Origin of the sequence: Staphylococcus sp. IVB6181 (assembly GCF_025561445.1) — a bacterium.
Taxonomy (GTDB): domain Bacteria; phylum Bacillota; class Bacilli; order Staphylococcales; family Staphylococcaceae; genus Staphylococcus; species Staphylococcus simulans_B.
Map to the genome: position 1 here is coordinate 2025432 of NZ_CP095096.1, position 13489 is coordinate 2038920.

10 protein-coding genes and 2 pseudogenes are annotated in these 13489 nt (G+C 36.1%); 5 read left to right on the forward strand and 7 right to left on the reverse strand.

What is annotated here, in order from left to right; translation table 11 throughout:
- Window positions 1-2: 2 nt before the first annotated feature.
- Together arsB and arsC are read left to right on the forward strand one after the other, a co-directional pair.
- The gene (arsB, locus tag MUA90_RS09855; RefSeq protein WP_262586627.1) at window positions 3-1292 is read left to right on the forward strand and encodes an arsenite efflux transporter membrane subunit ArsB; all 1290 of its coding nucleotides are present in this window, start codon (window positions 3-5) and stop codon (window positions 1290-1292) included.
- Between the two features lie 13 nt (window positions 1293-1305).
- Complete coding sequence (gene arsC, locus MUA90_RS09860) at window positions 1306-1710, forward strand: arsenate reductase (thioredoxin) (RefSeq protein WP_262586628.1); 405 nt, start codon at window positions 1306-1308, stop codon at window positions 1708-1710.
- A gap of 57 nt (window positions 1711-1767) precedes the next feature.
- Here the strand turns inward: arsC and lacG are convergent, their stop codons facing one another.
- The 7 genes and pseudogenes from lacG to MUA90_RS09895 form a co-directional block, all read right to left on the reverse strand.
- Entirely contained in the window at window positions 1768-3174 is a 1407-nt protein-coding gene (gene lacG, locus MUA90_RS09865; RefSeq protein ID WP_262586629.1) for a 6-phospho-beta-galactosidase, read from the reverse strand.
- A gap of 145 nt (window positions 3175-3319) precedes the next feature.
- A pseudogene (locus MUA90_RS09870) lies at window positions 3320-5023 on the reverse strand (PTS lactose transporter subunit IIBC).
- Window positions 5024-5038: 15 nt separating this feature from the next.
- A pseudogene (locus MUA90_RS09875) lies at window positions 5039-5369 on the reverse strand (PTS lactose/cellobiose transporter subunit IIA).
- 314 nt (window positions 5370-5683) lie between these two features.
- The gene (locus MUA90_RS09880) at window positions 5684-6298 is read right to left on the reverse strand and encodes a PepSY domain-containing protein (RefSeq protein ID WP_114603676.1); all 615 of its coding nucleotides are present in this window, start codon (window positions 6296-6298) and stop codon (window positions 5684-5686) included.
- Window positions 6299-6473: 175 nt separating this feature from the next.
- The gene (locus MUA90_RS09885; RefSeq protein WP_262586631.1) at window positions 6474-7631 is read right to left on the reverse strand and encodes a serine hydrolase domain-containing protein; all 1158 of its coding nucleotides are present in this window, start codon (window positions 7629-7631) and stop codon (window positions 6474-6476) included.
- A 56-nt stretch (window positions 7632-7687) separates the two neighbouring features.
- On the reverse strand, window positions 7688-8839 hold the full coding sequence (locus MUA90_RS09890) for a serine hydrolase domain-containing protein (protein ID WP_262586632.1): 1152 nt from the start codon (window positions 8837-8839) through the stop codon (window positions 7688-7690).
- A gap of 52 nt (window positions 8840-8891) precedes the next feature.
- The gene (locus MUA90_RS09895; protein ID WP_262586633.1) at window positions 8892-10544 is read right to left on the reverse strand and encodes a phospho-sugar mutase; all 1653 of its coding nucleotides are present in this window, start codon (window positions 10542-10544) and stop codon (window positions 8892-8894) included.
- 476 nt (window positions 10545-11020) lie between these two features.
- On the opposite strand from MUA90_RS09895, the gene MUA90_RS09900 reads away from it, so the two are divergent.
- The 3 genes from MUA90_RS09900 (at window position 11021) to MUA90_RS09910 (ending at window position 13282) form a co-directional block, all read left to right on the forward strand.
- Window positions 11021-12274 (forward strand): LCP family protein, encoded by a 1254-nt coding sequence (locus tag MUA90_RS09900; protein ID WP_262586634.1) that lies wholly within the window; start codon window positions 11021-11023, stop codon window positions 12272-12274.
- Window positions 12275-12293: 19 nt separating this feature from the next.
- Window positions 12294-12764: a DUF2538 family protein gene (locus tag MUA90_RS09905; RefSeq protein WP_105993751.1), complete on the forward strand. Its 471-nt coding sequence runs from the start codon at window positions 12294-12296 to the stop codon at window positions 12762-12764.
- A gap of 95 nt (window positions 12765-12859) precedes the next feature.
- Window positions 12860-13282 (forward strand): GNAT family N-acetyltransferase, encoded by a 423-nt coding sequence (locus MUA90_RS09910; RefSeq protein ID WP_262586636.1) that lies wholly within the window; start codon window positions 12860-12862, stop codon window positions 13280-13282.
- Window positions 13283-13489: the final 207 nt, after the last annotated feature.

Sequence of the window (13489 nt, forward strand, 5' to 3'; positions counted from 1 at the left end):
CTTTGGTTATTACAGCAATTGTTATATTTATTTTGACTTTAATTTTTATTATTTGGCAGCCGAAAGGCTTGGATATAGGCATTACTGCTGTTATCGGTGCCCTGCTCGCATTGATTACAGGCGTTGTTTCTTTGAGTGATGTTGGTGAAGTGACATCCATTGTATGGAATGCGACATTGACCTTTGTTGCGCTGATTATCATTTCATTAATTCTAGATGAAATCGGCTTTTTCGAATGGGCCTCATTACATATGGTACGTGCATCTAACGGCAATGGTGTGAAGATGTTTGTTTACATCATGTTATTGGGTGCTGTGGTTGCGGCGCTGTTCGCAAATGATGGTGCTGCGTTGATTTTAACACCGATTGTCCTTGCGATGGTCAGACACTTGAAATTTAATGAACGCGTGATCTTTCCATTCATCATTGCGAGTGGTTTTATCGCAGATACAACTTCTCTGCCTTTAATCGTCAGCAACTTAGTCAACATCGTCTCGGCTGATTATTTCAATATTAGTTTCTTAGAATACTTTGCGCATATGATAATCCCTAACCTTTTCTCATTATTCGCAAGTATCATCGTGTTATACATTTATTTTAAAAAAGCGATACCCAAGCATTTTGATGCTGCACAGCTGAAAATACCTGATTCTGCGATTAAAGATCATCGCTTATTCCGTATCAGCTGGATTGTCTTAGGTGTCTTGCTGGCAGGCTATGTCATTGGAGAATTACTTCATATTCCTGTTTCATTTATCGCAGGCTTAATCGCAATTATCTTCTTATTGCTGGCTAAACAATCTAGTGCTGTACACACACGCAGCGTTATTAAAGGCGCACCATGGAACATTGTAATCTTTTCTATCGGTATGTACCTTGTAGTATTCGGATTAAAAAATGCAGGGATTACGTCTTTATTAGCGGATATGATCAACCAATTTTCACAACACGGCCTGTTCTCAAGTATTTTAGGTATGGGCTTTTTATCTGCTATCCTTTCAGCAATTATGAACAATATGCCTACTGTGATGATTGATGCGATTGCGATTAATCAAGCACATGCGGCAGGCATCATTAAAGAAGGCTTGATTTATGCGAATGTGATAGGTTCTGACTTAGGTCCTAAGATCACCCCTATCGGTTCGCTGGCAACATTATTGTGGTTACATGTGTTATCTCAAAAAGGAATAAAAATATCATGGGGTACCTACTTTAAAACGGGTATTGTAATAACCATTCCAGTGTTATTTATCACGTTAGTCGGATTATATTTATCTTTATTACTTATTTAGAAAAGAGGACAAAATGATGGAAAAACCAATTATTTATTTTGTATGTACAGGCAATGCTTGTCGAAGCCAAATGGCAGAAGGTTTTGGAAAGAAATTTTTAGGTGACGCTTGGGAAGTTGTTTCAGGCGGTATTGAAGCACATGGTGTCAATCCGCTTGCGGTTAAAGCTATGGATGAAATCGGTATTGATATCAGCAAGCAAACCTCTGATAAAATCGATACTGATTTATATGCTAAAGCAAAATTAGTCGTAACTTTATGCAATCATGCGGATGCGAATTGCCCTGTTGTCCCCCAAAACGTTACTAAAGTCCATTGGGGCTTTGAAGACCCAGCAGGTAAAGACTGGTCTGTCTTTCAGGATGTGAGAGACCAAATCGGCGAAAGAATTTTACAATTTAAAGATACTGGCCAATAATGTACGATAATAAATAAAACACCTCGGAGAAAATTCCGAGGTGTTTCTTACTTTCCATTACTTACCATAAATATCTTCAGATAATTGTTTATACCATTTCGCACTGTCTTTAACATAACGTTTTTGCGTTTCGAAATCGATATAGAATAAACCATAACGTTTATTGTATCCGTTTGACCAGCTGAACATATCTTGTAATGACCAGATGAAGTAACCTTTTACGTTAATGCCGTCCGCATAAGCACGTTCGATTGCTTCGATATGTTGTCTTACATAATCAATACTTTCGTCATCATGTACTTCGCCATTGTCTTCAAGTACATCTTTATAGCCTAAGCCGTTTTCTGTAACGTAGATTTTTTTGTAGTTCGGATAGTCGTTTTTAACACGTTCCATCATGTCGTACAAGCCTTCAGGATAAATGTACCAATCCCAGTCATTTGTAGGAATCGCTTCGTTTTTAACTACTTCGCCGATACCTTTAACACGGAAGACTGAAGTACCTTTATCACCTGTACCATTATGATGAATATAGCTTTCTTCGTTATGGTATTTGATCCAGTTGCTTTGATAGTAGTTAATACCTAAGAAATCAAGTTGCGGTGCTGCTTTTTTGATATCTTCTAATTCTTCTTTGCGAATGTCTAATTTATCAAATTCTTCTCCTAAGATTTCTTTCACTACAGTTAATTTAGCTGGTGTGTAGTATCCTAAGAAAGTACCATCTAACATGAAACCATTCATAAAGATATCATGTTTGTAAGCAGCGATTTGATTTAATGGTTGATCATCGATGCTGTAAAATTGAGTTAATGCATGTACTAAACCGATTTCACCTTCATAGCCTTTTGATTTGAATAAGTTCACGATACGGCTATGTGCAGCGATTTGGTTGTGTTGTGCTTGTAAACATTTTAAAGTGTTGTATTGTTCACCAGGAGGGAAAGCACCTGTAATATATTGGCCTTGAACATACGCGATTGGTTCATTGATAGTAATCCAATATTTTACGACATCGTTGTATTCATCGAATACAAGCTCTGCATAGCGTTCAAATGCATTAATTTGATCTTTGTTTAACCAGTCACCTTTTTCAAATAGTGTTTCTGGAGTATCAAAGTGATGAAGTGTAACAAACGGTTCGATGTCGTATTTACGGCAAGTTTCAAACACTTTGCGATAATAGTCTAAACCTTTTTGATTTACTTCACCTGTGCCATCAGGGATGATACGTGACCATGCAATTGAAATACGAATGGCTTTAATACCGTATTCTGATGCTAATTTGATATCTTCTTCATAACGATTGTAAAAGTCGCTAGCTGGGTCTGGTGAAAAACGACCTTGTTTTTCTAAAAATCCATCCCATAATACACGGCCTTTACCGTCCACAGTACTTGAACCTTCAACTTGATATGCTGCAGTTGCGGCACCTAATACAAAGTCTTTAGGTAATTTACTCATTAAACTGTCTCCTTTTTAGTTAATTAATATCTTCAATATTACTAATTACATCACACACAAATGGAGCCCCTTGCCGCTTATGAAAATTCAAAGATGTCGTGTGTGATGCAACAAGGGGCTGAGATGTGTGGATTAACTAAGTTGCTTAGTTTTTGCTTTCTTCATTGTTTTCATTGATTTTTTCGAAAATCAATTTCATTGCGCCTTCTCCGTCTCGAGTCAAGCCAATGTATTGTTTACCTGTTGTCGGTACTAATACTGCACCGTATTGATCAGTATATTTTCTCATTTCATCTTTCATCGCATCCATTTGAGGAGCTAAGATGACGATATCCATATCTTTAATTAAGTCCATATCTTGACCATAAGCACGTGCTGTAGCTTCTAAAGGAATGTCGTTATCTTTCGCATATTTGTTCAAGCTGTTTGCTAAGATACCGCTTGTTCCGCCGCCGGCACATACAACTAAAACGTTTGTATGATCACGTGTTTTGAAATCTTCTGCGCTCACTACAGGTTCAACTGAAGCTGCTGTTGCAGTACCGCCGCCTGCAGTTGCTGCTGCAGCTTTTTGCAATTCAATTTCATGTTCTTCGTCAAGTTTTAATTTATCGTATGCTTTGATGAATGGGAACCAGATTGTAAAGTCTAATACTAATACAATCGCGATTAATAATAATGACAATACAGAGAAGTTAGATGCCATATAGATACCGATTGGACCTGGTGTAGGCCATGGTAAGAAGTGCATAAATCCGTTCATTCCAAGATTATCTACAAAGAATTATAAAATCCAAGAGTTTAAAATAGGTGTAATAATGAATGGAACCATGAACACTGGGTTCAAGATGATTGGTGCACCGAATAATAATGGTTCGTTAACGGCGAATGTAGTCGGGATAACCGAAGCTTTACCCACCGCTTTCAACTCTGGCGATTTACATAGGAATATAAAGATGTATGGCACTAATAGTGTTGCACCAGTACCACCGATCAATGCTACGAAATCTTGAGTAGATTGTGTCAATGCATAATGCGCATGTTCGCCTGCTCTGAATAAACGTAAGTTTTCTACTTGGTTGTTGTACATAATCGCGATAACTGCAGGACCTACTACAGAAGGACCATGTACCCCGATAAACCAGAAGAACGCCATAAATCCAAAGATAATCGCAAATCCGATAAAACCATTGGCTGCTCTGAATAATGGAGATAACAAGTTAGTTACCAATTCTGCAGTGTTACCTTTAGTTAAGGCACGTACTACAATGTCCACGATCCAGAAGAATGTTACTGATAATGCAAAAGGAATCATGTCTTTAAATGCTTGCGCAATGTTACCTGGAACTTGCGGAGGCATTTTGATTGTAATATTTCTACCAATACTGAATTTATAGATATTAGGTGCGATAAATGCGACTAAGAATGCTGCGATTAATCCTTTAGTCCCTAATAAATCGATGCTGATACCATCTTTGATTGGTTTAACAGCTAAAATTAATAATGAAGCTTCAGCTGCTACGAATGTTGAAATTACGTTGATTTGGTTCGTTTTAGGTAATTTCAAGTTTCTATTGTCGGTAAGTGATTTAGTTACAGTACCCGCCATAAAGACGGCTAACATACCCATCGTGAAGTTATAAACTTTCATGATGATGTCTTCAATGTGTTTTGGCCAGTGGAATCCCCATACGTTTGGTACATAAGCTACCAAGATAAATAGAGATGAGAATAAAACGACTGGCATTAAAGCTACGAAACCATCACGGATTGCAGATAAGTACGGGTTAGATGCAATCTTTTCGAAGAAAGGTTTCATTTTTTCAATCATTTTGATAATTCTATTCATGCTGTCACCTGCTTATTAGTGTTGTAAGTCACGGAGTTGTTCATATAAGTCAATCATGTAGTTTGCTGCGTCTCTAAGCGCCATTGTAGTCATTAAATGGTCTTGACCGTGTACCATGATAAAACTAATATCAGATGCTTCTCCTGCTGCTTCTTTCGCTAACATTTTGTGTTTGTTCTTTGTGTGCTTCAGTAATAAAGTTGTTGGCTTCAACAATATGTTGACGTGCTTGATCGAAGTTATTTTCTTTTGCAGCAGCTAAAGCCGCCATAACTTCTCTACGTGCATCACCTGCAATCGCAACGATTGTGAAGCCAATCATCATGTTTTCTTCTTTATTGCTCATGGTGTTTCCCCCTTAAGATGTAATAAAAAGTAAGTTAATAAATATCAACGCCACCGAAACAATCAAACACTCTTTTAATCATCGCAGCACGAACGTTCGTTATTGTTCGTTTTTGTTCACAATAATAATGTAGCTTTTTTACTCGTTCTAGTCAATTCTAATTTTAAAAAATATAGTGGTTTCAAGTGATTTATGACAAATAAGACACATAATCATCATAAAATTGGCAGCGCTTTAATAAATTAAATGTATTCCCTTTCATCAACGCAAAAAAAGACTGCCTAGTTATCTAGGCAGCCACCATACAAAAAAGATTAGTCATCTTTTTCTTGTTTTAAAATTTTAGCTGTTTTTGCATCAAAACTGAATTCTTGTTTTTCATTTCCTTTTTGTAAGTCTACATCATAAACGAATTTGCCTTCATCATCATCTTTAGATAGTGACCATTCGTGAATGTCGCCGTTAAATTGATCTTGGGCTTTTTTGATGATTTCTTCATAAGACTTGTAGTCTTTATATTCGAATGATTTGTTTTTATCATAGTCATCTTCTTTTTCAGTTGATTTATTGATGACTTTGTTGTTTTTGCTGTCGACTATAACTTCAGCTTCTTCACCTTGTTTTTGCAAGTCGATTTTATAAGCCCATTTGCCCTGTTCTTTTTCAAATGAGATTTCTTTTAACTCGCCGTCATATTCTTTCTTAGCAGTTTTGATTGCTTCTTCAGGCTTGATTTTAATATCTTCTAACTTAACTGTATTGCTGTTTTTACCTGTTTCAGATGTACTAGAAGTATCACCTGATTGTTTTTGGTCAGTATTCGCTTTTTGTTCTTGATCATTTTTATTTTCGTCGCTTGAGCCGCCTTGGCCGCAAGCCGCAAGTACTAAACCTGATGCTACTAATAATGAAACCATTTTTTTCTGCATATTGATTCCTCCTTATTTTCTTTTACCCTTTTGTAAAGGAATTATTTTGATACCCATTAATAAGTGTCGATATACAATTGCAAATGATATTTTCACTTATTATTTGAAAAAATGCAAAAAACTGTCTCACATCATTGAACACAATTTTGTGAGACAGTCGAAAATTTATATTTTGTTATTGTATTGTTTTTCTAAAAGCAGTAGGGTCAGGCTGATTCAAATAATGCATGAATACTTCTCTCATATAAACTTCATTTTGACCCACTGGTTTTTGGTAATTGGTACCCATTACTAAAATATACTCTTTATTAAAATAGCAGGTAAACTGCTGGCTGTAGATTATACCATTCGTTCTGCCGCTTCCGCCATAACTATAAAACCCATAACGATAAGCATGCGGAAAATCTTTCGTTAAAACTTCATACAGTAAATGATCAGTCACTGATTTAGGAAAAATTTTATTTTCCTGCAACGCAGCTACAAGTTTACCCATATCTCGCGGTGCCATGTATAAATTACCTGCACCGTAATATTGGTCCAGATAAGAAGGCGGATCAAGTATTTTAAAGTCATCATACCCCTTCGCCATATATGGTTTGAAAGAATTATTATTATAAAAAGCTGTTCGATCTAAATGATACGGTGTCACAAATTTCTCATTAAAATATTCCGCATACGGCTTGTTTACAACAGCTTCGATGACACGCGCCAATACAATATAATTCGCATCATTATATTGATGTACTCTGAACATATTCGGCTGCAATCCTTGTTCTTGCAGCATATGCACAGCCCCATCAATACTATGGACACTTGCCTTAGGATGAAACTTTTGAATACCGCTTTGATGCAGCATAAAGTCACGCAGCACTAAAGGTTTCCCTGTTTCAAACCAAGGCAGATATTTGGTTACCGGATCATCCATATTGATTTTACCGTCTAATTCAAGCTGTTTGAGCATCATACCTGTCATGAATTTTTGTGCAGATCCGATTAAATACATGGAATTCGGATTAGACTTTTTATCGTTAATAAAATCTTGATAGCCGTATCCCCTATCAAACACTAATTCTCCTCTATGAAAGACTGCAATATCTCCATTAAACTTAACTTCCTTCAAATATTTATCAAGCTGTTCGTATTGCAGCGTGGGATCTTTAGTCACCGGCTTATAATCTTCAGGAATTTTTGCTTTTTTAACTGCAGCCGGCGCATCATGCTGCAGTGCACCAAAGTGCCTATGATGTTTCCAATTTAAATAATATGAAATCACAACAGCTATAAGTGCAACTGCGATTACAAATATCATGATTTTTAAAATTTTTCTATTCATTACTTTCCTCTTCTGATGATGTATTTTCTAAAGGTGTGAGTACGTACGCAACCATTTTAGATAGATGGCTTTTTATCTAATAGTTTAGTTGGATTAGGTTGATGCAAATCTTTAGTAAAGATTTCAGTCAATAATTTTTCATTGACGTATCTCGGATATTGATAATTGGTGCCCATCACTACAACATATTCTTTGTTAAAGTAACTTGTCATTTGATGTCCATAAAACATACCATTGATACGATTACCTGCACCATAACTATAAAAGCCGTACCGATACGTACTTGGATAGTCATTAGTTTTAACTTCTTCCAGCATTTTCTGTGTGATGGCAGGTGAGAATATTTTGTTCTCTTGCAGATTCACAACTAACTTTGCCATATCTCTTGACGACATAAATAAATTACCTGCACCATAATACTGGTCAAGAAACTTCATTTGCTGTAATTCTCTCTTCACATTATAGCCCTTCGCCATATCAGACTCATAATTCTTCTCATTATAAAAAGCAGTTCTTCTTAAGTCATAAGGTTTTCTTAATGTTTCGTTGAAATACTTTGCGAAAGGTTCTTTCGTGATACTTTGAATGACAGCGGCCAATACGATGTAGTTGCCATCGCTATATAAATGTTTTTTATACATACCTGGTTGAATATCAGCCTGCTGCAACTCTTTGGCAACATCTTCAATACTATGTGCAGTCGGACTGCCGTTGAATTTCTTCAATCCGCTTCGATGCAGCATAATATCTTTTAAAATCAAAGGTTTGCTTGTTTTAAACCAAGGCAAGTACTTATCAATCGGATCATTGATATTGACTTTCCCTTCAACTTCTAATTTTTTCAGCATCAAACCTGTTGTAAATTTTTGTGCTGAACCAATGAGATACATTGAATTCGGTGACGTCGGCTTCATAGCTTCAAAATCTTGATAACCGTAAGATTGGTCCATCACCAACTTTCCTTTGTGATAGATGGTGATGTTCCCGTTGAAATGCTGCTGCTTTAAATAACGATCTACGTTTTGATACGCAGCGTTAGAGTCCATTACTTTTTGATAGCCATGTGAAGACTTATTTTCCGCCGCAACGGTCGGCTGCTTCATGCTGTACCTGTTTTGGTAACGCCAATTCAAAAAGTATGAAAATCCTGCCGCTAATATCGCCACTGCAATTATAAACACAATGCTATGTTTTGCTTTGTTTTTCATTATTTTCCTCTTTTATCGTGGGTTCTTTCTTGATAGTTTATTTGAATGGTACTTAAGCTAAATATTCTTGTTCGAATTGTGCTACGACTTTGTCTAAATCTTCTACATTCAGAGAGAAGTAGACTTTGATTTTAGGTTCAGTACCTGAAGGTCTTAAGGCAATAAATCCTTCATCAAAGATAAAGCGGATTAAATTGCTTTCAGGTAAAGTCGTTTCTGTTTGCTGTTGTGTTGCTAAATCTACAATTGTTTTAGTTTGATAGTCTTCAATTTGTTTAACCTCTAAACCAACAAGTGTTTTTGGCTGCTGCTTGCGGAAACTTTCTAACAAGTCATTAATTTTTTGTCTGCCTGCAGCCCCTTCAAATTTAGGTGAAATTGTTTCATCTTTAAATGTTCCAGTGATTTCATATACTTCTTGCAATACATCTTTGAAAGTTTTGCCTTGGCTTGAAAGTTCATTTTTATACTTCACTACAAGCGGAATCATTTGAATCGCATCTTTATCTCTAGAGAATGGCACCGCTAAATAACCATGGCTTTCTTCATAGCCTAACACTAATTGTTCATTTGTATCTTGTTTATTCTGCAAGATTTCTGAAATGAACTTAAATCCTGTTAATACCGTATTCACTTGCAACCCGAGTGCTTTGCCTAAACGATCGCTTGCAGCACTGCTGACAATTGATTTAACCATAAATAAAGGCTGCTCGTTACGCTCTGCTTTTAGTTGTTCATAGCGTAATTTCAATAAAATCAAGCCGATTTCATTACCGTTGAAATAGCGGTAATCATCCTTGCCGTAGCGCTCAATCATACCGAAGCGATCAGCGTCAGGGTCAGTCGCAAGAATTAATTGCGCATCTTCTTTTTCAGCTAAACGCAAACTATAAGTAAATGCTTGTTCTTCTTCAGGGTTCGCATATGCGACTGTCGGGAAGCTGCCGTCTGGTTGAGATTGTTCCTTTTCAATTACATAATTGCTGTAATTCAAATCTTCAAGAATCTCAGATAAAATCGGCAAGCTTGTACCGTGCAGACTTGTTAACGCAATTTTATCTGTTTGCTGATCGATTGCACCGACCAATGCTTTGACTTCAGCTTTATAAGCTTGTGTTACTTCATCAGATAAATATGAAATCAAGCCTTGATTCAAGCCATCTTCAAAATCACCGCCTGCTAAATCCAGCGGATCCTCGATTTGATTAATATAACTGCTGAGCATTTCAGATGGTTTCGGCAGTAATTGTCCGCCGTCTGCACCGTAAATTTTAATGCCGTTGTATTCTTTAGGATTATGGCTTGCTGTAATCATAACGCCTGCATCTGCATTTAAATGGCGTACCGCAAATGATAACTCAGGGGTAGAGTTATAACGTTTGCCAACAACTGCTTTAACACCGTATTGTGCAAGCATAGCCGCAATTTCATGAGCAAATTCTTGCGATAAAAAGCGTGTATCAAAATGAATCACTACTAATGATTCAGGTTTATGATCATTTAAGTATTTGGCTAGCCCTACTGCGACTTTGCGTACAGTAAACGCATTTAAACGTCCAGGCCCTAAACCAATCAATCCTCTGATTCCTGCAGTCCCAAAAGCTAAAGTATCTTCAAAACCTTCTGCTTTCGAACTTTCAGATTGTGTATTATAAAACTCAGAAACTAAACTTTCTTCTATCTTGTTCTCCCAATTCAATTTCATACTTAATCTCCTCTCTGTACCTCTCTCTTATGTTTAAACTATGGATTAGAGTATTTATTTTTAACAACCTTATTATAACTGATGTTTTTCAGAAATACATTTCATATTCATGAAAATCATGAAGTTGCTACGCTTTTGTGTCGTTTGATACAAAAGCACTTCAATCACAACATATGTAAAAGTTGATACTCCCTGAAAACAGATGCAAATCTCATCATATTTTAAAACCTATTTTATTTTGAGCATATTTCGTTTTTGTAAAGCTAATGTAAACATTGAAATTCAATGCTGAATTTTCTTTAGTAATGCCTTTAAGTATGAAATAATAGGTGGGATACTAAGTTTGTAATTTAGCCATAAAAGTATTAAAATATATGGTTATAATGAGCAAATTCAGCAGCAATCCAAACGTTCCTCTTTAGAAACTTCTCTTAGATGATTGCTGATTTATAAAATTGAAACCGGGAGCAAGAGTAATGAACAAAATTTTTAAATATTTTTTAATTCTTCTTTCGCTCGTTTTGGTCGTTATTCCTATTATATTTGCAGTGATGTTATATAAAACTTCTCGAAGTGCAATCGATTCATCTTTCAGTGACAACTCAAACAGAGTTTCAAATTTAAGACAAGGCAAGGTCAATCCTTCTAAAGAGCCGATTTCTGTACTTTTCTTAGGGATAGATGATAATAAAGGAAGACGTGAAGGCGGGCAATCAACAGAGAAATCACGTACTGATGCTATGATTCTTTCAACTTTCAACCCAGATAAAAGCCAAGTCAGAATGTTAAGTATTCCGCGTGATACATTAAGTTACATTCCAAAAGTAGGCTATTACGACAAAATCACACATGCCCATGCCTTCGGCGGTCCTACTGCTGCTATGGATACAGTGGAAGCTACATTAAATGTACCTGTCGATTATTATGTACGTATCGATATGGATGCTTTCGTTGAAGCTGTTGATGAATTAGGCGGCATTTATTATGATGTTCCTTATGATTTAAACGAACCGAACACTAATGACGATGGACGTATTAAAGTGAAGAAAGGTTATCATAAATTAAATGGTGACCAAGCACTTGCAGTTGCCAGAACAAGATACCATGATTCAGATCTAAAACGCGGTCAGCGTCAAATGGATCTTATCAAAGCACTTGCCACAAAAGCACAAAGATTAGATTCAGTGAATAAATTAGACAGCTTGATCAAAATCGTCGGCAAGAATTCAAAGCATGATTTATCAAACGATGATATTCAAAAACTGCTTACAACATACCTCCCTGCTGATTTAGAAATTAAAACTGAACAGCTTGAAGGTAAAAATGAATTACTGAATGGTATTTACTATTACAATCCGGATATGAAGAGTATCAAAAAATATTCAAATCTGCTTCGTTCGGACTTAGGATTATCTAAGATTAAAAGCAACAAAGAATTCTTAAATTCACGTGTCATCAAAGCCTATGGAGAACTGATGCCGTTAACACCTATTGATGACAGTCTGTTGCGTAAAAACCAAAAAGATACAACAGATGAGGATCAATCTGAAGACGAAACACAATCAGATAATACAGAACAAAACAATAATTCGGGTAATGAACAATGGAATAATCAGCAAGATCCAAATGCTGGGTTTAACCAAGACCCTAATGCCGGAAACCAGCAAGATCCTAACATGAATATGGATCCGTCTCAGCAGCAAGCTCCTTCAGATCAAGGATATTATTAGAAAGGGAGAGCGATAGAATATGCCACGCAAGACCTATGAAAAATTAAACAATATTAATGGAATGTTTGGGATATTAGAACAGCAAATCATTCACAGTAAAGATATGGCGCATTTCAGAAATGAATTTTTCTATGTCAATCATGCTCATAGAGAAAATTACGAAGCGCTATTGCTTTATTACAAAGACAGCTTAGAAAACCCATTTATAGACGGAGCTTGTTATATCGTCGCATTACCAGAAATTTTTGATCGTGTCGACGTATTCCAATCTGAACTGCCCTTCTCTTGGGTTTACGATGAAAATGGAATTACTGAAACAATGAAATCAATCAGTGTACCGATTCAATACTTGATTGCGGCGGCACTTGAAGTCACAGATGTCAACATCTTCAAACCTTCAGGCTTCACAATGGGTATGAATAACTGGAACATTGCACAAATGCGTATCTTCTGGCAATATACAGCAATCGTACGTAAATTTGCACAATAAAAAATCAATCGCTGCAGAGCAAATACATGCATCTGCAGCGATTTTTTTGTACCCTAAGAACAACTCTTTAAAATAAAAAGATGAGGATGATGATTATGTTTAAATTAGCACAGAACAAAAAAGAAATGAACGATGTCTTTCATGTAAGAACTGAAGTTTTTGTAGACGAGCAAAATGTTCCTTTAGAAAATGAGATCGATGAATATGAAGATAGTTCAACACACATCATCGGCTATGATGAAAATGATCAAGCAATCGCAACAGCACGTTACAGAAATGTCGATGGCGCCGCAAAAATCGAACGTGTTGCTGTAATAAAAGCATTGCGCAATCAAGGTATCGGCAAAAGCCTGATGACATTTATTGAAGACGCTGTGAAAAAAGATGGTTTTACACAAGCTGTTTTAAACGGACAAGTACAAGCACAACCTTTCTATGAAGCGCTTGGTTATCAAGCTGAAGGTGATATCTTCTTAGAAGAAAATATTGAACATGTGGTCATGAAGAAATCATTATAATTTCTTTGTTTTTTACTATATTTACAACACGAAAAGTATATTAATGCTATTTTTAGTGGAAGTTTACTTTTGAAACAAAGTACATTTCAGATTAAGGTTTCATTACAAAATGATTAAAAACCTCTCTATACGTCTTAAGTCGTACTATAATATATGAAAATGATATATTACATAGGTTTGACATAGTGTCATATTCATTCAGTCTGC